Below are 23,185 nucleotides of genomic sequence, written 5' to 3' on the forward strand. Positions count from 1 at the left end.
TGAGCGCTTATGTCGAGGCTTGCCGCAGCATGGAAGTCCGTCGCCAGCGTTGGACAGATGGTCATTGAGGTAAATACGCCTGCGAAAGGTGTGCGATGGTTGGCGATTACGGTGATCTGCGCCTGCTGTGCTACCTGTACGACCACGCAAGCGCCCAACACGAACCGCAGCAAAGCATACATCTCCGAAAAGGTATACGGAGCGAAGGCTAACCCGTGGGTCGCCCACCGCAAGAATGTCGCCAAGGGCGGTGGCCGCTATGTGGTTGGCAAGCCCTATGTAGTGAAAGGCAAGAGCTATTTTCCGAAGGAGGACCCGAACTACGACAGGAAGGGGGTGGCTTCCTGGTACGGCTCAGCTTTTCGGGGGAGGCGGACCGCAAACGGCGAAGATTATGACCCGAAACACCTGTCCGCCGCACATCCGACCCTTCCCTTGCCCAGCTATGTGCGGGTGACCAATCTTGAAAACGGTTCTTCGCTCATCCTGCGCGTCAACGATCGCGGTCCTTATCGAAAGGGTCGCATCATCGACGTTTCCAGCAAAGCAGCAGACATGCTGGACCTGAAGCACCGTGGCACGGCATCCGTTCGGGTGCAGTATGTGGGGCGCGCCCGCTTGGGTGGGGACGACATGCCCTACCTCCTAGCCTCCTACATCAAGAAGAGTGACCGTTTCCCAGCCGACAATTCGGAGCCTCAAATCGCAACCGGCGTGATGGTGGCCTCGAATCAGTCGATTGGCGACCAGTTGCGAAGCGACAGTCAGTCTTTCTCTCCAACGCGGACGAACCTTGCCGGAAAAACGCCGGGCGCCTCCTACCAGATCGCGTCACACACATCCAACCAACTCGGGATGTTGCCTGATTGGCTGTCCGAATACACACCATCGGTGTCACGAAGCGCCAAGATCGCACCACAGACTCACGAAATGCGCTTCCTGGCGACGCTTGGTGTCAAATATTGCTTGGACGAGGACGGCGATGACGGTCTGCGCGACATGTGTGGAGTTCAAGTTCCCCCTCTGGCGGCCGGCAGCGGCACCAAGCGTCTTGCCGGGGTAATCTTCATAAGGCGACGCCGCTCTTGCCAAAGCGGCTGCCGCTGGCGGGGCACAACATTAGGTCTTACCTAGCGTCGTTGACGGTCGTCATCGCCCGGCGCGGCTCGATGAAAATCCCTCCATTGACCTCCGTGGCAAGCCCCGTTCATCGGATACTATAGTCGGCTGAGCAACTCCGACTTCGTGGCCTCGAATTCCTGATCCGTGAGAATGCCTTTCGCATGAAGTGCCGCGAGGCGTTCGATCTTGTCGAAGATGTCCTCATCCGACCGAACCGCCTCCGGCGCTGGATGTGCCCCCTGTTGTGGCTCGGCGGATTCCGACGCGGACGATGCGAATATCGACGGCGCAGCCGTGGCGGCGGATGCTTCGGTAGTCGGCGTGTCTGCCGGTTCCTTGCCGCCCTGCCGTATCACATCCAGTTCCGAAATTTTCACCCATACTGGGAGGTAAAGCTCAGCGACTGGTCGCCGCTTTGCTGTTGCGAGAACCCGCCAATGCGATGGTCCTTCGTGTCATAGACCATAACCCGGCCGCCGATATCGATCGCTAGCCGTCGGGTTGTCGGGAAAAAGGCATAGCGCAGGTCATTCTGCGCCCCGGTCGAGGCAGGATGCCCTAACTCCTCGGGCCACCAGTTCCCAGCAGACAGCGCGCCAGGCACGAACAGGCTGACGCCGCCGCCCTGACCTTGATATTGGGACTGGGACGGCGTCTGCGGGCCCGGTAAATCCATGCCGCGCACCAAGGCAGAAAGCTCGGAACAAACTCCGGCCACGTTCGCCTTCAGCGCATTGTTGAACATGTCGCCGACCATGATCATCCCGCCCTCCGACCATTGCCCCATTCCACCTAGATCGGGATGGTTGAACTGGGCCTGTGTCGCCTGCCCGGCGATAATCGCCATCAGAAGGTGCTCCACCGCGCCGAGGCTGACCCCGTACCGCTCTGCAATCCCTCCCAGGGTTCGTCGGCCCTCTTCACTGAGTTGTCTCATCGCGATCGCTTCCTTACTCCTCTCCGCTGAGGTCGCCTGTCTGTTCCGTTTGAAGGTCTGCAAATCCGATTTTAGCCGTCGTGGTGAAATCCAGTACGCCGATAATACCCGCGCGTTGCCCTGCCTTTCAATGCAGTCTAGGCGTTTCTCGATTTGAAATGGGCGAAGAGCTTCTCATAGCGTGTTGCGAATGTGCTTCGTCAAACTCGCTATCGCCCTATCGACCAGATAGTAATTCGTCACTCCTAGGCCTCGCCCCGCTCCATCGCCAGTTCTGCCTCGAGGCTCTCGGTGTCGCGGAAGATCGTGGCGACCGCCAGCACACGTCCGCCGCGCTTGAAGCGCAGGAGGCAGTCCTTGGCGGGAATGTCGCCCTCGACCTCGATCTCGTCCCATCCCTCGGCATGGCCGACATAGTTGATCGGAACGTTGTAATGCTGGCTCCAAAAGAACGGCACATCCGTGAACTTCTTCTGGCGTCCGAGCATGTTGAGTGCGGCCGCAGCGCCTTGCCGCTGCGCCACCACCCAGTGCTCCACTCTGATGTTCTCGCCGCTATGGGGATCGGGCCACCGGGCAATATCGCCCGCCGCATATATGCCCGGCACGCTGGTCTCAAGATAGGCATCGACCAGGACGCCCCGATCGGTGGCGAGCCCGGCCGCTTCGGCGACACCGACCCGCGGCCGCACGCCGATGCCGGCAACGACCATGTCTGCGGCCAAGATGCCGCCGCTGCTCAGCTGGATCTCCGTTGCGCCGATGCTCGCCGCGGTATCCCCAAGGTGGAAGATGACGCCATTCTCCTCATGCAGGGCGCGGATGAAATTGCCGATCTGCGGCCCCAGTATCCGTTCCATCGGCCGTTCCTCGGGCGCCACCACATGCACTTTGACACCGCGGCCTCGAAGGGCGGCGGCAACTTCGAGGCCGATGAAGCTGGCGCCCAGGACGACGGCGCCGCGTGCGGTGCCGGCTTGCGCGATGATCTTCCGACTGTCGGCAAGCGAGCGCAGCGTGTGGACATGAGGCTGGTCGGCGCCGGGTATGGTCAGGCGAACCGGTTCGGCGCCCATCGCCAGCAACAGTCTGTCGAAGGCGACCCGCGCCCCATCGGCGAGCAAGATTTCGCTGGCGCGGACATCTATGCCGGCAACCCTGGTTCCGAGGCGCAAGTCGATGCCGTTCTTGGCATAGAAGCCCTCCTTGCGCAGTGGGATCCAGTCCTCCGGCGCCTTTCCGGCAAGATAGTCCTTCGACAGGTTAGGGCGGTCGACGGGCAGCGCCTCGTCATCGCTGATCATGACGATGGCGCCCTGAAATTGTTCGCGCCGCAGTCTTTCGGCGGCAGCAAAGCCGGCGGCGCCGCCACCGACGATGACGATCTTTTCTGGAGCCGCTCCGGCATCGCCTTCGCGTGAGACCGGCGACTGCTTCTTGCGCTTCTCGCCGACGATTATTTTGTCGCCGTGCTGTTCAACCGACCAGCAGGCGAGCGGCGATAACGCTGGAGCACGCAGGGCCTCTCCGGTGCGCAGATCAAAGCAGGCGTGATGCCAAGGGCAGCGAACGGTGTCGTAGGCGACGAGGCCGTCGACCAGCGGCCCACCGTAGTGCGAGCAGCTGGCGGCTATCGCGAAGATCTCGGATCCGCGGCGCACCAGAAGCACCGGCTCGCCATCGCGATGACCGACCACCTTTCCGCCATCGGGGAGATCGGCGAGCGCAATGCCGAAGGCGAGGTCGGGTCCGCTCGGGTCTGAATGGTTACCGGCCATCTTCTCCTCCGTCGAAGGGCAGCTGCCGGTGTCGCCCACTGCGACGCTGGGCTTGTCTACCCAACAGGCAACTCGTCTGGAATTGTCCGCCATTCTGGCTCCCAGGCAAGCGAATTTGACCTGCAGTTGCGCGCAATTTTCGCAATATGCCCCATAGGAGCAACCCGGGCACCGGCGCTGTGCCAATCGCGATTTTCCGAACCATTTTCGACTTCAAGCCGGCGGAGTTGGCCCCGCTCGCAGCTGAACGAGGCGGCGTGTCTTGCGCAGCTGGAAAGGATCAGTGAGGCAAGTAGGGCGGTGAGCGAACTGCCCGACGACTTCGATGCCGCCTTATACGCCCGCATTACCGCCGAGATCTGCAGCTTGAAAGAGGACGCGGCTCTTTGGCTTGATGGTTATCGTAATGCCGGAGTTGCGGTCTGAGGCTGCGGCAAACTATGCGACCGATGGTTCGAATCCGTTCGAGAGCGTCAAGTTTTGACTTCGCTCGGCTTTAACTCATGCATCCGCTGATCTTACTTCAGCCTTTCGATTTCTCCGGCGCTGATGCCTAAGCGGCCGCTCGTGTTGTGGAGCAAGGTAGATTTCCAACAAACGCAACCCGAGGATCAGTGCCGAATTGATGACCAAATATATGGCGGCTACCATGCAGAATACCTGGATGACAGCGAAGGTCTCGCTCATCAGATCCTTTGCTACACCGGTCAGTTCCATCACCGTGATGGTGCTGGCAAGCGACGTCGCCTTGAGCGTCACGACGATCTCGTTGCTGTAGGCCGCCAAAGCGCGTCTCACAGCTATCGGAGCGGTGACGAGAAAAAAGACCTTGATTGACGACAGTCCCAGCGCGCGGGCTGCCTCGATCGCGCCTTTGGGCACGGCGGCCAGACCGCCGCGCATCACCTCGGCCGTATACGCGCCCGAGCAAAGGCTCATGGCGATCACCGCACAGGCGAAAGGCTCCCTCAACAGGATCCAGGCTGGACTTTCGCGCAGCCATGCGAACTGGCTGAGGCCATAGTAAAGGACGAAGATCTGAACCAGCAGCGGCGTGGAGCGGAACGCTAGAACATAGGCTGATGCGATAGCCCGAAGAGACCCATGACGCGAAGCACGCGCCCAAGTGGCAATACCCGCCAGGACGAAACCAAGTGGGAGGGTTGCTGCCGCCAGTGCCAATGTGACCCAGATTGCGCCAGCCAGCTCGCTAGCAACGTGTAGTGTCGTTTCGAAATCCATGATCAGCCCCAGCGCATTCTGTTCTCGACGGCGACGAACACCCGCGAGGATACCGCGACAAGCACGAAATAGATGACAGCCGCGGCGCCGTAAAAGACGAAGGGTTGTCCGGTCGTGCGCCCGGCGAGGCCGACGACCCGCATAAGCTCGGCCACAGAGATCACGGAAAGCAGTGTCGTTTCCTTGATGGCCATGATCCAGACATTGCCCAGGCCCGGCAGGGCCTGCCGGAACATTTGCGGCATGATGACCAAATAGAGTCCCAGAAACGGACGAAGGCCGAGCGCGGCGAAAGCCTCGAACTGCCCGGCTGGAATTGTGCCGTGCGCGCCGCGGAACACTTCGGAGCTATAGGATGCCGAGACGAGCGTGACGGCCATCACGCCGACCGAAAACGCGTCTATTTCGATGTAGCCGGTGTAACCGAAACCGCGCGCGACCCACATCAGCGCCCCGTTGGTTCCGAAAAAGAGAAGGAATATGACGAGCAAGGGCGGCACTCCTCGCATCACCGTCGTATAGAGATTGGCTGCGCCCGCGATCCAGCGATTGCTTCCGAGCTTCGCCAGTGCAATCGCAAACCCAAGGGCGACACCGAGAACGTAGCCGAGGCTCGCGCAGGTTACGGTGACGCCGAGCCCGAATAGGAGCGGCCTGGACCAGCCCTGATCGCCCCAGGCCAGCATTTGAAGAATGGACGCGTCCGCAGCCATCAAAAATCATTCCCCGCAGATTTTCGGGTCGGCCTTGGTCGAGATATCGAAACCAAACCATTGCTGCGAAATCCGTGTGATTTCGCCGTCTTTCTTCAGTTGGCAAAGGGCCACGTCCCATGCTTTGCGAAGCTCCTCGGTATCCTTGCGCATCAGTCCGCCGACACCGACGCCGAGATAGTCGAACTGCTCGAAATCAAGATTGGGCGACAGGATCTCGATCGTTTCGCCTTGTGACGAACCCGTGAGAGCTATCCACGGGGAACGCCCCGCAAGCGCGGCGTCAATCCTTCCAGCCAATAGGTCGAGATTGAGGCTGTCCTGATTGTCGTAGAGGCGGACGTTGACTTCGCCCTTCAGTTCATTGTCCATGAACTTTTGACTTTGCGTGCCGGATTGGACGCCGACCGTCTTGCCTACCAGCGCATTCTTGAGCTCTGCCCAGGAGCTTTTCCCGTTCAGGCCGGAATTCTTGGCGGCCGCAAAATTGATCGGCAGGTTGCCGTAGCTCTGCGTGAAGGCAAGGCGTTTCTGCCGCTCTGGGGTGATCGATATCCCACCGACGAGGATGTCATATTTGCCCTGCTCAAGAGCGGGAATCTGTCCTTCCCAGGGTTGGGCGGTGAAGCGGCAGCTGCGCTGCATCCGCTGACACACGAGCCTTGCCAGTTCAATATCGAAACCGGTCAGCTCTCCCGCAGGCGTCATCGAGGTCCAGGGAAGATAGCCGCCATCCGTTCCGATGCGCACTTCAGGTAAGTCCTCAGCCAAGACTGGCGTCGCGCATAATGCTGCAAGCGTCAACGCTGCGACCAGTTCCGTCCATTTTGCATTCATGATTGTCCCCCTCTTTGTATTTGTGTTGGTAGGCTCAAAAGCGTTCGGGTCGGTCGTCCGTGCCGAGGTCCCAGAACAGGCCTGCCATGATTGCAAGACCCTCTGCGACAAGTGGCGCCAGCAGATGTTCGTCCGGCGCATGCTGACAGCATCCCGAATAGGAGTGCGGCACCCAGACCGTTGGAATTCCTAACAGATCTGCGAAGCAATCGTTCGGTAGAGAGCCTCCGGCATTCGGCAGAATTGTCGGTTCCACCGCCGTCGTCCTTTGAACGGACGCGGCCGCCCAGCGCATCAAGGGATGCTCGGGATCGAGGCGTGTGGCGCCCCATTCCAGTTCCGTTGCCTTTGGGACCACTGCGACATTGCCAAAGCCGTTTTCGTCGAGGTAGGCGCGAATTGTCTGCATGAAGCCCGCCGGATCGGTATCGACGGTGTAACGGATCTGCAGTCGTGCAGATGCGCGGGGCGGAATGGCATTGATCGGTAAAGCCGGCGTGCCTGCCGTCATCGCCAAAACTTCGAGCGCCGTCCAGCCGAAGACGCGTTGCGATGGCGTCAATCCCGGCTCGCCCCACCAGCCGTCAAGCTCCGGGCCGCCGCTCTCGGCTTGAAGCTCTATTCGACCGAGCGCGGCCATGACGCCTTGAGGAACTTCAGTCGGAAGAATTCCTCGAACATTGATTTGACCGGTCGCCGACACCAGGCTGGAGATGGCGTTGGCGAGGATCACGGCCGGGTTGGCAAGCAGACCGCCCCAATTGCCGGAATGATGTGCGCCAGCCCTGAGATCGCAGATCAGATCGAAATCAACGGTTCCACGGGTGCCACCATCAAGTGTCGCGCGATCGCGGGCCAGGCGAGGTCCGTCCGATGAGATCAGCCAATCGGCCTTGAGCTTCGAACGATGTTCCGAACAAATCTGGTGAAGTCCGGCCGAACCGGTCTCCTCAGATGTTTCGATAAGCACCACGACGTTAAAGCCGAGGGATCCGCGCGTCGCCAGAACCGCTTCCAGAGCCAGCATCACGATTGTGTGTTGGCCCTTGTTGTCGGCGGTACCGCGACCGTAGAGGCGGTCGCCCTCGACACTCACTTCCCAGGGATCACGGCCATTCGACCATGCGCCTTCCATGCCAGCCACCACGTCCGCATGTCCGTAAACGAGCAGTGTCGGCAGATGTCCGGCTTCGTCGCGCCGCGCGATCAGCAGCGGGCCGCCTATGGGATCCGGGTTGTCCAGAATGTCGCCAGTAAAGCCGAGGCTTGCGAGATCCTGCCTGAACTCGTTTAAATAACGCACGCATTCCGGGCGCCGTGCGGGATTCTGGCTTTCCGTCGCGATTGCGACCCGGCGTGTCAGATCGGCCAGAAAGCGCCCGTTGGCCAGATAGGCGACGGCGGTGGCTATAGATTGATCCCTAGACATAATCCTGCTCATTCATTGCGTTGACAGCACGATGTCACGGGGACGAATATGCAAGCAAACCAAAAGTTCTCTCGGTTACCCTTAGCTGGATTGAGTCTCGACATGGCCCGTCATTTGCCACCGCTGCCCGCACTGCGCGCTTTCGAAGCTGCGGCGCGCCACCTGAGCTTCGCCAGGGCGGCTGGTGAGCTGAGCGTGACCCCGGGCGCAGTCAGTCATCACATGAAACAGCTCGAAGAGTGGGTCGGTGGACCGCTGTTTGAACGGCGCGCCAATGGCGTGGGGTTGACGGAGACCGGCCGGGTCTTTGCAACGCGCCTCGGTGCGATCTTCGATCAACTCACCGCCGTCGGCGCTGCGGCGCGAGTGCCCGGTGGGCTCAGCACCGTCACCGTTCGTTGCCAGTTTTCACTCGCAACGAAGTGGCTTGCACCCCGCATTGGCAAGTTTCGCAAGGCTCATCCCGACATCTCCGTGGCTGTCATGGCTCTGCCGCACCGATGGAGCGCCAGGGAGCCGGATCCGGATCTTGCAATCTATCATGGCCGTGGAACGATTCCGGGCGTCCGACAGGATACGCTGATCAATGGCAGCCTGGTTGTCGTCGGTTCGCCCGACTTGGCGGCCACCCTCCCGCCTGCGTCGACACCTGCTGACTTGTTGTCCCGGCCCCTGATCAAGGTGGATTATGCCGAACCGGGCTGGCACGATGAAGGGTGGGAAGCATGGTTTGCTGCAACTGGGTTTGGGCATCTCGAACTGCGGTCAACCTTGTCGTTCAATCTGGTGCACCTTGCGATCGATGCCTGTCTGTCGGGCGCCGGCTTCGCTCTGGTTCCAGATTTCCTGGTCGAGACCGAGCTTTGCACCGGGCGGCTGGTCGATGCCTTCGGGATATCGCTGCCGATTAGGCAGCCCTATGTCATCATGACACCCGACGCTAATCTTGCGCGACCAGAGGTTGCGATCCTAAGAAGCTGGCTCTTGGATCAAGGTATTGCGACGGCGAAACTGGGGTAACCGGTCCCGCACGGCTTTCAGTCCGAGTACTGTTTTCGCCGACCCCGTTCGAGCAAGAGACGCATGGCATTGGGCAGAACGCGCCATTCACCGCGCTTGTGGCGGATGACAGCAACGGGTCAAAGGGAGCCGTTCTCCTCGATCCCCGTGCACGGCTTGCTGCGAGGTTGTTCACGTTCTGGGCTAAGAAGATCGCATAATTTATCGACGGGAAGGGACTGTCGTGATCCTTCGATCCCCTACGCACTCAGCGCGGAAGGCTTTCACGCCACCACAATCGGGACTTTGGTCGGCGAAGCCTTGACCCGGTTGTAGAGGTCGATGACGTCCTGATTGATCATGCGCACGCAACCGGAAGATGCTTGAGTGCCAATGGTCCACCATTCCGGTGAGCCGTGCACGCGATAGCCAGTGTCGTGGCCGTCCTTGTAGATATAGTGCGCGCGGGCGCCGAGCGGGTTGTCGAGCCCGCCTGGCTGACCGCCCGTCCATTTCACCAGTTCCGGCTTGCGCGCGATCATCTCTCTGGGCGGCGTCCAGGTGGGCCACTCCTTTGTGTACTGGATCTCCGCGCGGCCGTTCCATTCGAAGCCGGCCTTGCCGATGCCGACGCCGTAACGGATCGCTTCGCCGCCTTCCTGCACCCAATAGAGATGCCGCTCGTTGAGCCGCACCACGATCGTACCCGGCGCCTCGCCGGTCGGATCGATAACAATCTGACGCCGGAATTCCGGCCTGACCTTCTGGAATGGGATTTCCGGGATCACGAAACCATTGTCGACCAGCGAGGCATACATCGTGCTATTGTCGGTGATGTTGCTGTCGACGCTGATCGGTGGGATCGGGCGGATGGACCCGGTCGGCATGTGGTCAACGCCCACAGGCGGCATACCACCAGACGGCTCGATTGGTCCCAGCGAAGGGAGTTCCAGCGTCTGCGAGCAGCCGGAAGCGCCAAGCAGGGTCATGACACCGAGGCCCGAAAGTACGGCGCGGCGGGAGACGATGTACCCGGACTCCGGTATGGGAGCGTCAGAGGATAGCTTCTGATCTTGCGGCTTACGCATGCACTTTTCACCCCAAACGAACGGTCGGCATCATACCCACCGGATGGGCACATTTTCACAATTCATGGTTAAGAAGGCGTGAAACCGGCCGCCCGGCTGCTTGCCATTTGCAAGTGCAGGGTAATTCAAGCTCGAACTAAATATGGCTCTGGTTGCCAGCGATAGGCGAGATATCACTGGCAATTCCAATGTAGTGATAATTTTGAATGGCGTGTTTCTGACGGCCCCGAATTCGTACGAGGGGATGCGACGTTTCACGTAGGAAGCTCGATGCTTCCTATGGAAGTTCGATCTCGCCGGTCACCACGTGGTCGAGGTCGGTGCCTTCCGCCGTCAGCGTCATGCGGACCTTCAGCTTTTGGCCGCCGGTTTGCCCTTCGCGCACCGTCTCCTCGATCTTGCGCTGCGAGGTGATGCCGACTTCCTTCAGGAACTTGCGGATCGACATGTTAAAGGCGTCTTCGCTCATGGCAGAACTCCACTGTGTTCAGAAGGGATTGTAAGGGAAGGGGAGTGGTCAAGGAAGCAGGACGGTGAGGCGCGGTGTGCTACAAACAGACTGCGACCGAAGAAGAGGCGCCGAGGCCCTTTGAACTTAACCGACTCTGGGAGGAGGCGTGAAACCGATCCACGTTATGCGCGGCGGGGGGAGCTCGAAAATCGCATAATGTTTCGTGCTGAACTTGAGTTTCGCGTTGCGCTCGGAGGAGCAATTCGACTTGCTCGGAAGTTTGGTGGGGGATGGTGTCCGGCTCCACACCCGGAAGGGCGACGATCGGTTCGTAGCGGCTATTTTGCGAGCAACCTTGTAGGTTTCGTCCGGCACGCCTGTCGGGACGTAGCCAGAGACGCCGCTGAGGGCTTTGACGACGGACGACCGTGATTGCTGCCCCTGCTTGCTCTCCACCCCGAGAATCCGGCACCACTGTCACGCGGCGCCGTTACGCTCGTCTATCTCGGTAAGTTCTCTGTATGCACTGATGCGAGGAGATCCGGGCGTCCCGCGTCTCCCAGACATCACGGAGGCTGATACTCGTCCACCACTTCGGCGCGACCCTCGTTCGACGGATATGCATGCGAACCACGGGTCTTCGGTTCCGATCCCATCAAGGCAACGGATGCACAGTTCAACTCCCAAGGTCGGTGTCTCTTTGGCCCAGAGCTCAGCTCAGAGCTGGTATCGTCCAGGAAGCGGAGCGGATGCTATCCACGAGAGTGCAGGTCTCCCTCACGACCGAACCGGTATCGGGAAGGCCGAAAGCGCCTCCTTGATGCGGCTGTAATACGCCTGTCACGCTGAGTTTCTATCGCAAGAAGGGTAACCACCGCTCAAGAGAGGCTCTCCCATGCGTAAACTTCTCCTCGCCCTGGCATCGGCAACGATCCTTTCCGGCGCAGCACAGGCCGCGACTGTTTATCCCATCGATCGCGCGACGATCCTCGTCGGTTCGCCGTTCGACTTCAAGGTAGAGTTCGATACTGTCGTGAAACCGGAAGACGTGAAGGTCACCGTCAACGGCCAGGACTACGAAACCGTTTTCGGCAAGAAGGCCGAATTCGTCGTCGAGGAAAAGGGCGCGGAAGACAAGGTACTCGGTTCCGCCCTCGTCCTGCGCGGCCTGACGATCGGCACGGCCGGCGCCTACAAGGTTGAGGTTTCAGCCGGCAGCGAAACGCAGTCGGTGGGCTGGGATGTCTACGGCACCGCCGCCGAGCCGAAGGCGAAAAACGTCATCTTCCTGATCGCCGACGGCCTCTCCGTCGCCCACCGCACGGGCGCGCGCATCATGTCGAAGGGTATGACGGGCGGCAAGGCGAATGGCCGCCTCGCCATGGACGACATCCCGCCGGTCGCCTTCATCGGCACGTCCTCGACGCATTCGATCGCAACGGACAGCGCCAATACCATGTCGGCCTACATGACCGGCCACAAGTCGCGCGTCAACGCGCTCGGCGTCTATGCCGACCGCACGCCGGCAAGCCTCGACGACCCGAAGATCGAGACGATTGCCGAGGCACTGCGCCGTACCACCAAAAAGTCCGTCGGTATCGTGACGACCGCCGAAGTTGAGGACGCCACGCCGGCAGCCGTCGTCTCGCACACCCGCAAGCGCGGCGACAAGGCGGAGATTGTCGGCATGCTGTTCGATGTCAAGCCGGACGTGCTTCTCGGCGGCGGCTCCGCCTATTTCCTCGGCAAGGACGTACCGGGCTCCAAGCGCAAGGACGACAAGGACTACATCGCGGAATTCAAGAACGCCGGCTACGCGCTCGCGACCGACAAGACGGAACTGGCCGCTGCCACCGGCTCCAACCAGGACAAGCTGCTTGGTCTCTTCCACACCGGCAACATGGACGTGACGCTCGACCGTGAATTCCTCAAGAAGGGCACCGTCGAGAAATTCCCGAACCAGCCCGGTCTTGTCGAGATGACCAAGGTCGCGCTCGACAAGCTCTCCAAGAACCCGGAAGGCTTCTTCCTGATGGTCGAAGCCGCTTCGGTCGACAAGATGAGCCATCCGCTCGACTGGGACCGCGCACTCGTCGAAACGATCGAGTTCGACAAGGCCGTGGGCGTGGCCCGCGAATTCGCTGCTGCCAATCCCGACACGATGATCGTCGTCACCGGTGACCACACCCACGGCGTCGCCATCATCGGCACCGTCGACGACGAGAAGCCGGGCGAGGACATGCGCGCGAAGGTCGGCACCTATGACGACGCCGGCTTCCCGAACTACGAGGACAAGGACGGCGACGGTTATCCGGATCGCATCGACGTCACGCGTCGTCTCTTCCTGGCCGCCAACAACGGTCCGGATCACTACGAAACCTTCCGTCCGAAGCTGGATGGTCCGTTCGTTCCGGCCGTGCAAAACGAGGCGAAGGAATATGTCGCCAACGAAGCCTATAAGGACGTTCCCGGCGCCGTCTTCGTCCAGGGCAACATCCCGAAGGATGGCGACAGCGGCGTTCATGCTGTCGACGACGTCGTGCTTCAGGCGGCCGGTCCTGGTTCGGAAGGCTTCCGCGGTTACATGGAACAGAGCGACGTCTACCGCGTGCTTGCCGACGCCTTCGCCCTCGGCACCGCGAAGGACTAAGGGCTTACATCCCTTTGACGGACAGGCGGTCCCGCGCCGCCTGTCCGCATGATTGCGAATGAAGAGGGAAAGCACGGCCATGACCGAAGAAACCCGTAGGTTTTTCAACAGACGGCGGGTGCTCGGCGCGCTCGCGGCCCTGCCCATCCTGTCCCTCTCCCGCCCGGCGCTGGCGGCGGAGACGCTTGGCTTCGGCGAGCTCTACAAGAGCTTTGGCGTGCTGGGCCTCGAGTTTTCCGACAAGGTGAAGCGGCTGAATGGCCAGGACGTCACCGTAAAAGGCTTCATGGCGCCGCCTTTAAAGGCCGAAGCGAATTTCTTCGTGCTCACCGAAATTCCGATGTCGCTCTGCCCCTTCTGCTCTTCCGACGCGGACTGGCCGGACAATATCGTTGTCGTCTATCTCGCCCGCAAGCAGACCTTCGTGCAATTCAACGCACCGATCGAGGCGCAGGGCGTACTGGAATATGGTTCATGGATCGATCCGGAAACCGGATTCGTCAGCCAGCTTCGCCTGCGCGAAGCCGCATTCAATACGGTCTGACGATGCTGGCGCTCGCTATTTCCGGCCTCACGATGCGGTTTCCCGGCCTCGACGCGCCGGTGCTCGCCATCGACCGGCTCCACATTCCGGCCGGTGGTCGGCTTGCAGTCACCGGCGCTTCGGGCTCCGGCAAAAGCACGCTGGTCAACGCCATCACGGGGCTTGAAATCGCAACCAGCGGTTCCGTTTCCTGGGGTGGGACGGACATCGCCCGCCTTTCGGCCGGACGCCGCGATGCCTTCCGCGCAGCGCATATCGGCCTCGTCATGCAGGATTTTCATCTTTTCCCCGGCCTTTCGGCCTTCGAGAATGTCGTGCTGCCGGTCCGGCTCTCCCGCCGCCTGACGCCGGTCGAGCGCGAGCGGGCGCTGCATCTTCTCGAAACCACCGGCATCGCTCGCCCGAACCAACCCATCGAGACCCTGTCGCGCGGCGAAATGCAGCGCATCGCGGTGGCACGGGCACTGTTGTCAAAACCTGGCGTGATCGTCGCTGACGAGCCGACCGCCAGCCTCGACCGACGCACAGGCAACGAGGTGGCCGAGCTGATCGTCCGGCTCGCCCGCGAGCAGGGCGCCACACTCGTCGTCGTCACCCACGATCCGGCCCTGGTGGATAGGCTTGACCGTCGGATCGGCCTCGACGGCGGCCGCATCGTCGAAGACAGCGCGGAGGCGCGCGCTGCGTGATCCGTTTCATCCTCGCCGATCTTCGCCGGTTCAAGGGTGGTGCGCTTGCCGTCATCGTGCTGATAGCGCTCTCCGTCGCGCTCAGCGTCACCGTTACCTTGCAGGAGCGCGCCGTCAGGCTCGGCAGCGCCCGGGCGGCGGAAAATTTCGATCTGCTGGTCGGCGCCGCCGGCAGCGAAACCCAGCTTACCCTCTCGGCCGTCTTCCTCCAGCCCTCGCCGCTGCCGCTGATGTCCGGCAGCGTGCTGGCCAAACTCTCCGAGGACCCGCGCGTCGATTTCGCCGCCCCGGTTGGCTTCGGCGATTCCGCCGATGGTTATCCGGTGGTCGGCACAACCGTCCAACTCGTATCGGCTCTCTCGCCAACGCTCGCTGAGGGTGCGATCTTCGCTCGCCTCGGCGATGCGGTGATCGGCTCGGACGTGCCGAAGCGGTTGGGCGCACAGATCAAGCCGATGCATGGTGCAGCCGACGAAGGCGGTCATGCCCACACCGAGCTCGTCTACGAGGTCACCGGCCGCATGGCCCCGACCGGCACCGCCTGGGACCGGGCGATCCTCGTGCCGATCCGCGCTGTCTGGCAACTGCACGGTATGGCTGGGGACGGCGGACACGCCCATGACCACGTGACCGAAGGTACCGCGGCGACCGATCATCATCATGCCGGCGAAGCATCCGAACGCTCGGCCGCAGACGAGCGCGACCGCGAAACGCATGTCGAGGGCGATGCGGCGCTCGACGAGCATTTCGATACCGATACGCCCCGCATTCCCGCCGTTCTCGTCAAGCCGAAGACGGTCGCCGATGCCTATCGCCTGCGCCAGGAGTATCGCGGTGAGACCACGCTCGCCGTCTTCCCCGCCGAAGTGCTGACCCGTCTCTACGCCACGCTCGGTGATGTGCGCAGCCTGCTGCTGGCGATCGCCATCGGCACGCAAGTCATCGTCATCGCCGCCATCCTTCTGGTCACGATCATGCATGTCGGCGCCCGCCAGCGGCAGATCGGCGCTCTCAGGGCCTTCGGCGCGCCAGGACGCGCGGTCGTCGCCATCGTCTGGGGCGAACTCTTCCTGCTCTTCCTCGCCGGTTTCGGGCTCGGCATTCTCATCGGCTATGGCGCGGCGCAATTGATCTCGGCCACCGTCACCGCCACGACGGCCATCCGCATGCCCGTGGAGTTCGCCCGCGAGGATGTTTCGCTGGCCGCCTGGTTCGGGGTTCTGGCTGTGCTGGTATCGATCGTGCCGGCGCTCTCGGCCCTGCGTCTCAGCCCGGCAACGGCGCTGAGGGCCTGACGCCGCCTCGTAATCATTGCCGCGTTCGAACTACCAGTGCTGCCGTTTGCCACCCTGAGCAGCGATGCGGCGCAGGGGTATTTCGCCGACGGCCTCGCGGAAGGCCTCATCACCGATTTTCCAAAGTTCAAGGCCTCCTGGTGATCGCCCGTCATTCGAGTTTTGCCTATCGCGCGCTGGATTTGCGCGATCGCCAACGTCCGCTATCTGGGGCTTTCCGCCGCAAGCCCAGAAACTGCGAAGTTGAAACCGTTGACTACGACAAGTCCGCACATTGGATGACTCGCGTTTTCCTCGCCTTGAGCGTTAACTGTGTTGTTCTGGCGGAGGAGACAAATCATGGCCATTTATCTCACGCGCTTCAGCTACACGCCCGAAACGTGGGCGCGAATGATCGAAAACCCCGAGGATCGCCGAGAGGCGGCGCGCACTTACATTGAATCCGTTGGCGGAAAGCTCCATGGGTTCTGGTACGCCTTTGGCGAGCATGATGGTTGGAATCTGTGGGAGGCGCCTGATAATATATCGATGGCGGCAGTCGCCCTTTCTATTGGCGCAGGAGGCGCGCTCAGTTCTATTGAGACCACTGTTCTGCTCAGCGTCGACGATACGATCGAAGCCTTGGAAAAGGCAAAGTCAATTCGGTATCGTCCACCGGCAGCGTAGGCGGCGACCCACTGCTTGCCATCATGTTGAGATGCGTGCTTCGTGCGTATCTCCGTCGCCGGCGCAAGCTGTCTTTGAATAACGCTGGAGGCAAGAAGAGTCGAGAATGGGTCGACAGTGGCCGCTGATCGCAAATTATCCGATGTTCATGCACGAAGTTGACTCGTAGACGAGCGATGACCCCGTTATGTGCTTCTAGCATCGCATAATGTATCGACCGGAACTGGTCACCAATTGCCTGTCTGCGCCGGTCAGCCGATCGGGCGATAAAACCAAGCCAACAACAGGCTATAGCGGCCGGTAGATTTACTCGGCCCGTGGCTCGCGTTGGCAGAGATAATTTGCAGGGTTACCAGCCACTTGCCTTGCCAATCACGATGACCGCCCGGTGGCGAGGAAAGTAGTTGCAAGCGGGGTCGCCTCAGATGCATCCGCGGGAGCGACGTCCAGGCCATGCGCCGCTCGGTTCATGGCGGTGGCGTCACTAAATGGGGTTGGATCATTCGGAACACCGAACGCGCAAGCTATTCTCCATTCGGAAATCCGAACATTGCCCAACGGCTCGGCAAACCGCAACGTTTGACTTCAATGACTTAGCGGCACGGCTCGGGCCCGCTCGAATTGGCACGCCTGTTGCTCTCTTCAGGTGACACTCGCTCGGCAGCGGGTGGATGGAGAGGAGTAAAACGCCCGATGACTGTTGCCTTGAGCCGTACAGAGCATGATCTGCTCGGGGACCGTGAGGTCCCCACGGACGCCTATTACGGCGTTCACACGCTGCGCGCCGTCGAAAACTTTGCGGTGACCGGCATCCCGATTTCACACTATCCGGATCTGATCCGCGCGCTCGCGCAGATCAAGATGGCGGCGGCGCGGGCGAACATGGAGCTGGGACAGCTCGATGCCGAGAGGGCCGAGGCGATTGTTGCCGCCTGCCACGAAATCGAGGCCGGCGCGCTCAACGAACAGTTCGTGGTGGACGTGATCCAGGGAGGAGCCGGTACGTCCACCAACATGAATGCCAACGAGGTCATCGCCAATCGGGCGCTTGAGCTCCTGGGCCACGCCCGCGGCGACTACCGGCGCCTGCACCCGAACGAACATGTCAACCTCGGCCAGTCAACCAATGACGTCTATCCGACGGCGCTGAAGCTTGCGACCTACAGCGGGATCTTCCGCCTGATCGATGCAATGGCCTATCTCCGCGCAGCCTTCGAACGCAAGGCAGACGAATTCCACGACATCCTCAAGATGGGGCGGACCCAACTGCAGGATGCAGTGCCGATGACGTTGGGGCAGGAGTTCTCCACCTACGCGGTGATGCTTGGCGAGGACGAGCAGCGGCTGCGCGAAGCCGCACTACTGATCCGCGAGATCAATCTCGGCGCGACTGCCATCGGCACGGGCATCACCGCCCATCCCGATTATGCGGCTCTGGTTTGCCAGTTGCTCGCGGAGGATAGCGGCGTGCCCGTGATCACTGCGCCCAATCTCATCGAAGCCACACAGGATTGCGGTAGCTTCGTCCAGCTGTCGGGCGTCTTGAAGCGCGTGGCGGTCAAGCTTTCCAAAGTCTGCAACGATCTTCGCCTGCTTTCCAGCGGACCGCGGGCGGGCTTCGGGGAGATCAACCTGCCGCCGCGCCAGGCTGGCTCCTCAATCATGCCCGGCAAGGTCAATCCGGTGATCCCTGAACTCGTCAACCAGATCGCCTACGAGGTGATCGGCAACGACCTGACGGTGACCTTTGCGGCCGAGGCGGGCCAATTGCAGCTCAACGCCTTCGAGCCGATCATCGCCCACAGCCTGTTCAAGAGCATCGGCCACCTCAGCCGGGGATGCCTGATCCTCGCCGACAAGTGCGTCGACGGCATCACCGCGAACCGCGAGCGCCTGGAGGCGAGCGTGCTGGGTTCGATCGGCATCGTCACCGCGCTCAACCCCATCATCGGCTACGCCAATGCGACCGAAGTCGCGGCGGAGGCGCACCGAACCGGAAAGGGTGTCGCCGAACTCGTGGAGGCGCGCGGGCTGATGACCGCCGAAGCGCTCGCCGAAGTCCTGCGCCCCGAGGCGCTGACCCAGCCGCGCCCGATCACGGCGCGCAGCTGAACCACCCATCTGTTGACTGAAAAACCGCCCGGATGGACCGGGCGGGGGAGGAAGGAGATTATCATGAAGATAAACAAGCAGACGACCTGGATCGTCATCGCAATGATCCTGGGGGTTGTCGTCGGCTACGGCTGCAACGTGCTCTCGGGCAGCCCGGCCGTGGCGAAGGATATCGCCGGCTATTTCGCGATGGTGACCGACATTTTCCTGCGGCTGATCAAGATGATCATAGCGCCGCTTATTTTCACGACCCTCGTCGCCGGCATGGCTGGCATGGGCGATGCCCGGACCGTCGGCCGTATCGGCGGCAAGGCGCTCGGCTGGTTCCTGATGGCGTCGCTCGCATCGCTGGCAATCGGCCTCGTCTTCGCCAATCTTTTCCAGCCCGGCGCCAATGTTGGCGTGCCGTTGCCCGATGTCTCGGCCTCTGCTGACCTGAAGACCTCCTCGCTCAATCTCAAGGACTTCATCACCCACGTCTTCCCCCGCAACATCTTCGAGGCGATGGCGAATAACGAGATCCTCCAGATTCTCGTCTTCTCGGTATTCTTCGGTCTCGCCCTCGGCAGCTTGAAGGACACGAAGGCTCGAGCCCTGATCGAGGTCATCGAAGGCGCCGTCCCGGTCATGCTGAAGGTGACGGATTATGTGATGCGTTTCGCACCGGTCGGCGTCTTTGCTGCCGTCGCCAACGTCGTCACCGTCCAGGGTCTCGGCATCCTGATGGTCTACGGCAAGTTCGTCGGCAGCTTCTACGCAACGCTCGTCGTGCTTTGGGCCGTGCTAGTCGGCGCAGGATTCCTGGTGCTCGGCGCGAACGTGTTCCGACTGGTCAGGGAAGTGCGCCAGCCGATGCTTGTCGGTTTTTCCACCGCTTCCAGCGAAGCGGCCTACCCGCGCGTCATGGAGAAGCTGGAAGACTTCGGCGTGAAGGAGCGTGTCATCGGCTTCGTCCTGCCGCTCGGCTATTCGTTCAACCTCGACGGCTCGATGATCTATACAGCCTTTGCCGCTCTTTTCATCTCGCAGGCCTACGGCCTGCCGCTCACAATGGAACAGCAGATCGTCATGCTGCTGGTCCTCATGGTTTCGAGCAAGGGCATCGCCGGTGTGCCGCGCTCCGCGCTGGTCGTTGTCGCCGCCGTTCTGCCGATGTTCAACCTGCCGGAGGCGGGCGTGCTGTTGATTATGGGTATCGACCATTTCCTCGACATGGGGCGCACCGCCACCAACGTGCTCGGAAATGCGATTGCCACCACAGTTGTCGCCAAGTGGGAAAACGCGCTCGACATTCCTGACGGAACGGAAGAGCGCACACGCGGAAGACTGGCCGCAGCCGAATAGCAGGACGCCCAAGGACAGTCTGCCCGCTTTCCCTTGAGAAGGCGGGCAGTTTCCCGCACGCTCGCTCGGTCTCATCGGATGTGGTAGGGAGCCGGATCAACAACAACACCGTTGCGGCGTGTGCATCCGCTTCCATTCGTTCCCATGTCGATCGCCTCTTTCATTCGCAAATACGGTTTGCTGCTGCCCGGCCTCGTCGCTATTGCGCTTGCCGCCGGCATTGCCGGCTTTCGCGTCAGCGAGAACCTGGGGCTCGCTGAGTTGCAAAGAACGGGAACCCAACGCCTCGAAGTCTACGCCACCAGCCTGAACAGGCAGATCGACAAATACGCCTACTTCCCTGCGACGCTTGGACTGGAGCGGGACGTAATCGACCTGGTCGCGCGCGGAAAACCGCTCACCGACACCGTCAACCGCTACCTCGAACAGCTCAACCACCGGGCGGGCACGCTGTCTATCTATCTGCTCGACCGGCAAGGACATGTGGTTGCTACCAGCAACTGGAACCGACCTGACAGCTTTATCGGAGAGGACCTGTCCTACCGCTCCTACTTCACAGATGGCATGCGGGGCCGGCCCGGCCGGCTCTTCGGCATCGGTATCACCCGCGGCGAGCCGGGCTACTATCTCTCTTCGCCGTTGCTCGCGAATGGCGAGGTTGTAGGCGTTGCCGTGGTCAAGGTCAGTCTTGAACAATTGGAGCAGTCCTGGGCGACCGTCGAAGTGCCCGTCATCGTCACTGATCAGAACGGTGTCGTCATCCTCGCGTCAGTGTCATCCTGGAAATTCACGACGCTGCGCCCGTTGCCGGATCAAGAAAGGCGGCGGCTGGAGCGCAGCCTGCAATATAACGCCCGCCCGCTTCCCTCGCTCGGCCTGACGCGTGAGGAGGCTTTCGATGAAAATGCTGTCCTCGTGCGGCTTGCTCTGCCGTCGGACGTCGACGGCGGCTCCAAGTTGTCCGGCAATTTTCTGGCGCAGACTGCTCCCATGGGCGACACTGGCTGGTCGCTGACCGTGCTCTCGCCCGCCGGCGAGGTCAGGGCTATCGCCTGGACACGCGCCGCGCTGGCGGCGATCGCCAGTGCCTTCGTCGGCATCTTGCTGGTGCTGCTCGACCAGCGGCGGCGGCATCTGCGCGACCGGCTGCGGGCGCGAGAGGCGTTGCAGCGCGCCCATGACGAACTCGAACGCAAGGTGGAGGAGCGGACACGGACGCTACGCGCGGCGCAGGACGAGCTCGTCCATGCTGCCAAGCTGGCAACGATCGGTCAGATTTCCGCAGGCCTTGCCCATGAATTAAATCAGCCTCTGGCAGCGCTACGCACGCTTTCCGGCAATGCGGTCAAATTCCTCCGTCGCGGCGACATCGCGACCGCCGAAAGCAATCTGGACCGCATCGGCAGCATCGTCGATGGCATGGGCACGCTCACCAACCAGCTCAAGTCCTTCGCCCGCAAATCCTCCGGCATGCCGGGCCCGGTCGATGTCCGACGCGCCGTCGACAACGCGCTGTTCCTGCTCGCCCAGCGCCTGCGCCGCGCAAACGTGACCATAACCACCGAGATTGGGGCGGAAATGACGGCGCTCTGCGACGCCAACCGCCTGGAGCAGGTCATGGTCAACCTGATTGCCAATGCGCTGGATGCGATCGAGGGCATTGCGGCACCCATGTTGCGCATTCGCGGCCGGCGCGAGGCGACGCGCGTGATCGTGGAGGTCCATGACAATGGGCCGGGTCTGCCGGAAGACGTGCGCGAGCACCTCTTTGAGCCATTCTTCACGACCAAGGAAAGCAACAGGGGATTGGGGCTCGGCTTGGCCATTTCATTGGAAATCGTGCACCATTTCAGTGGAACGCTGTCGGGGGCGAACCATCCCGAGGGCGGCGCGGTTTTCACCGTCGCTCTTCCCGCAGCCGATATCGGAGAAACGCCATGGGCGACCACCTCAAGGTCCTGATCGTCGAGGACGAACCGAACGTCCGGCTCGGCTGTCAGCAGACGCTCGAGCTCGAAGGCATGGCGGTCTTGGCGGTCGAAAGTGCCGAAAAGGCACGGCAGCTCGTTGCTGCGGATTTTCCGGGTGTCGTCGTCACCGACATCCGCCTGCCGGGCGATGACGGCATGGCTCTCATGCATGACCTCCTACGGCAGGATCGCGACCTGCCGGTGGTCCTGATGACTGGCCATGGCGATGTTTCTCTGGCGGTCCAGGCGATGAAGGACGGAGCGCACGACTTCATCGAGAAGCCGTTCTCGCCCGACTATTTCGTTGAGATTGTGCGGCGGGCGCTGGAAAAACGCACGCTGACGCTGGAGGTGCGCGAATTGCGCGCGCGACTTGAGAACAGGCAATCGACCGCCAGCCGCATCATCGGAGATTCTGCTGCCATCGAGCGCGTACGCCATCTCATCGGCGAGCTTGGAAATAGCGCAGCCGACGTGCTGATTCAGGGCGAGACCGGGACCGGAAAGGAGCTCGTCGCGCGCTGCCTGCATGATGCGAGCCCAAGGCGTAGCGGCAATTTCGTCGCCATCAATTGCGGCGGCGTGCCTGAGAACCTGTTCGACAGCGAAATCTTCGGCCATGAGCCTGGAGCCTTCACCGGCGCCGCCAAGCGCCGGATCGGCAAGATCGAACACGCCAATGGCGGCACGCTGTTTCTCGACGAGATAGAAAGCATGCCGATGGCCATGCAGGTCAAGCTGCTCCGGGTGCTGCAGGAACGCACGCTCGAGCGTCTCGGGTCAAACACCCCGATCCTCGTCGACTGCCGTGTCATCGCTGCGACCAAAGTCGATCTGGCAGTACTTGCCGAAAAAGGCGAATTCCGCGCTGATCTCTATTATCGCCTGAACGTCGCGACACTGCCCTTGCCGCCCTTGCGCGAAAGGCGCGAGGACATCGGTCTCCTGTTCGAGCATTTTGCTCTGCAGGCTGCATCACGCCACGAGCGCCCCGTGCTCGCGCCTGACGCCGAACGCACGCGATGTCTGCTCGCTTACAACTGGCCCGGCAACGTGCGCGAGTTGCGCAATGTCGCCGAGCGCTGCGTGCTGGGGATCGCAGCCGGCTTCCCGCCCTTTGGTGGGGCGACAGGCACCGCCCCTCGGCCGCTGGCGCGAACCGTCGAAGCCTTCGAGCGTGCCCTTATCGCCGAAGCCCTCGGCCGCAACGGCAACAGCCTAGCCCGCGTCAGCGAGGAATTGCTAGTGCCGAAGGCGACCCTGCATGACAAGATCCGTAAGTATGGCTTGTCGTGATGCTGGTCCATCCGCGTTGGGTT

General features: G+C 61.6%; 21 protein-coding genes. 12 read left to right on the forward strand and 9 right to left on the reverse strand.

Going from position 1 to position 23,185, the window contains the following annotated elements:
• Positions 1-57: 57 nt before the first annotated feature.
• Positions 58-1,134: a septal ring lytic transglycosylase RlpA family protein gene (locus ASE60_RS29440; protein ID WP_057255531.1), complete on the forward strand. Its 1,077-nt coding sequence runs from the start codon at positions 58-60 to the stop codon at positions 1,132-1,134.
• A gap of 83 nt (positions 1,135-1,217) precedes the next feature.
• Here the strand turns inward: ASE60_RS29440 and ASE60_RS36245 are convergent, their stop codons facing one another.
• From ASE60_RS36245 to ASE60_RS29450, 3 genes are all read right to left on the reverse strand, one after another.
• The gene (locus ASE60_RS36245) at positions 1,218-1,499 is read right to left on the reverse strand and encodes an SHOCT domain-containing protein (protein ID WP_348272239.1); all 282 of its coding nucleotides are present in this window, start codon (positions 1,497-1,499) and stop codon (positions 1,218-1,220) included.
• Positions 1,496-2,059 (reverse strand): hypothetical protein, encoded by a 564-nt coding sequence (locus ASE60_RS29445; RefSeq protein ID WP_348272240.1) that lies wholly within the window; start codon positions 2,057-2,059, stop codon positions 1,496-1,498. The genes ASE60_RS36245 and ASE60_RS29445 overlap by 4 nt, the downstream gene beginning before the upstream one ends.
• A 245-nt stretch (positions 2,060-2,304) precedes the next feature.
• On the reverse strand, positions 2,305-3,837 hold the full coding sequence (locus ASE60_RS29450; RefSeq protein ID WP_057255148.1) for an FAD-dependent oxidoreductase: 1,533 nt from the start codon (positions 3,835-3,837) through the stop codon (positions 2,305-2,307).
• 300 nt (positions 3,838-4,137) lie between these two features.
• On the opposite strand from ASE60_RS29450, the gene ASE60_RS36120 reads away from it, so the two are divergent.
• The gene (locus ASE60_RS36120) at positions 4,138-4,263 is read left to right on the forward strand and encodes a hypothetical protein (protein WP_255571468.1); all 126 of its coding nucleotides are present in this window, start codon (positions 4,138-4,140) and stop codon (positions 4,261-4,263) included.
• A 75-nt stretch (positions 4,264-4,338) separates the two neighbouring features.
• Here ASE60_RS36120 and ASE60_RS29455 read toward each other — a convergent pair whose 3' ends face one another.
• Genes ASE60_RS29455 through ASE60_RS29470 form a run of 4 tightly spaced genes read right to left on the reverse strand, consistent with a single transcriptional unit; the run spans position 4,339 to position 8,058 of the window.
• Positions 4,339-5,079: an ABC transporter permease subunit gene (locus ASE60_RS29455; protein WP_057255149.1), complete on the reverse strand. Its 741-nt coding sequence runs from the start codon at positions 5,077-5,079 to the stop codon at positions 4,339-4,341.
• Between the two features lie 2 nt (positions 5,080-5,081).
• On the reverse strand, positions 5,082-5,792 hold the full coding sequence (locus ASE60_RS29460; protein ID WP_063963368.1) for an ABC transporter permease subunit: 711 nt from the start codon (positions 5,790-5,792) through the stop codon (positions 5,082-5,084).
• A gap of 6 nt (positions 5,793-5,798) precedes the next feature.
• Entirely contained in the window at positions 5,799-6,629 is an 831-nt protein-coding gene (locus ASE60_RS29465) for a transporter substrate-binding domain-containing protein (RefSeq protein ID WP_162261330.1), read from the reverse strand.
• Between the two features lie 34 nt (positions 6,630-6,663).
• Positions 6,664-8,058: a M20 family metallopeptidase gene (locus ASE60_RS29470; protein ID WP_057255151.1), complete on the reverse strand. Its 1,395-nt coding sequence runs from the start codon at positions 8,056-8,058 to the stop codon at positions 6,664-6,666.
• Positions 8,059-8,160: 102 nt separating this feature from the next.
• Here ASE60_RS29470 and ASE60_RS29475 point away from each other — a divergent pair, with 102 nt between their 5' ends.
• Complete coding sequence (locus ASE60_RS29475) at positions 8,161-9,078, forward strand: LysR substrate-binding domain-containing protein (RefSeq protein ID WP_057255152.1); 918 nt, start codon at positions 8,161-8,163, stop codon at positions 9,076-9,078.
• A 263-nt stretch (positions 9,079-9,341) separates the two neighbouring features.
• Here ASE60_RS29475 and ASE60_RS29480 read toward each other — a convergent pair whose 3' ends face one another.
• Positions 9,342-10,145, reverse strand: a complete 804-nt coding sequence (locus ASE60_RS29480; RefSeq protein ID WP_057255153.1) for a L,D-transpeptidase — start codon at positions 10,143-10,145, stop codon at positions 9,342-9,344.
• 277 nt (positions 10,146-10,422) lie between these two features.
• Positions 10,423-10,614, reverse strand: coding sequence for a DUF6494 family protein (locus ASE60_RS29485; protein WP_057255154.1), 192 nt, complete (start codon positions 10,612-10,614; stop codon positions 10,423-10,425).
• An 877-nt stretch (positions 10,615-11,491) separates the two neighbouring features.
• On the opposite strand from ASE60_RS29485, the gene ASE60_RS29490 reads away from it, so the two are divergent.
• From ASE60_RS29490 to ASE60_RS29530, 9 genes are all read left to right on the forward strand, one after another.
• Positions 11,492-13,246 (forward strand): alkaline phosphatase, encoded by a 1,755-nt coding sequence (locus tag ASE60_RS29490; RefSeq protein ID WP_057255155.1) that lies wholly within the window; start codon positions 11,492-11,494, stop codon positions 13,244-13,246.
• A 79-nt stretch (positions 13,247-13,325) separates the two neighbouring features.
• On the forward strand, positions 13,326-13,790 hold the full coding sequence (locus tag ASE60_RS29495; protein WP_057255156.1) for a hypothetical protein: 465 nt from the start codon (positions 13,326-13,328) through the stop codon (positions 13,788-13,790).
• A 2-nt stretch (positions 13,791-13,792) separates the two neighbouring features.
• On the forward strand, positions 13,793-14,479 hold the full coding sequence (locus tag ASE60_RS29500) for an ABC transporter ATP-binding protein (RefSeq protein WP_057255157.1): 687 nt from the start codon (positions 13,793-13,795) through the stop codon (positions 14,477-14,479).
• Entirely contained in the window at positions 14,476-15,774 is a 1,299-nt protein-coding gene (locus ASE60_RS29505; RefSeq protein ID WP_057255158.1) for an ABC transporter permease, read from the forward strand. Before ASE60_RS29500 ends, ASE60_RS29505 begins: the two co-directional genes overlap by 4 nt.
• Positions 15,775-16,113: 339 nt before the next feature.
• Entirely contained in the window at positions 16,114-16,440 is a 327-nt protein-coding gene (locus ASE60_RS29510; RefSeq protein WP_057255159.1) for a GYD domain-containing protein, read from the forward strand.
• Between the two features lie 693 nt (positions 16,441-17,133).
• Entirely contained in the window at positions 17,134-18,552 is a 1,419-nt protein-coding gene (aspA, locus tag ASE60_RS29515; RefSeq protein ID WP_057255160.1) for an aspartate ammonia-lyase, read from the forward strand.
• A 63-nt stretch (positions 18,553-18,615) separates the two neighbouring features.
• Positions 18,616-19,896 (forward strand): dicarboxylate/amino acid:cation symporter, encoded by a 1,281-nt coding sequence (locus ASE60_RS29520; protein WP_057255161.1) that lies wholly within the window; start codon positions 18,616-18,618, stop codon positions 19,894-19,896.
• 144 nt (positions 19,897-20,040) lie between these two features.
• The gene (locus tag ASE60_RS29525) at positions 20,041-21,858 is read left to right on the forward strand and encodes an ATP-binding protein (RefSeq protein ID WP_057255162.1); all 1,818 of its coding nucleotides are present in this window, start codon (positions 20,041-20,043) and stop codon (positions 21,856-21,858) included.
• Positions 21,834-23,162 carry a sigma-54 dependent transcriptional regulator gene (locus ASE60_RS29530; RefSeq protein WP_057255163.1) on the forward strand — a complete coding sequence of 443 codons (1,329 nt, stop codon included), beginning with the start codon at positions 21,834-21,836 and terminating at the stop codon, positions 23,160-23,162. Before ASE60_RS29525 ends, ASE60_RS29530 begins: the two co-directional genes overlap by 25 nt.
• Positions 23,163-23,185 lie beyond the last annotated feature (23 nt).

The sequence above is a fragment of the Ensifer sp. Root278 genome (genome assembly GCF_001429285.1).
Classification (GTDB): domain Bacteria; phylum Pseudomonadota; class Alphaproteobacteria; order Rhizobiales; family Rhizobiaceae; genus Ensifer.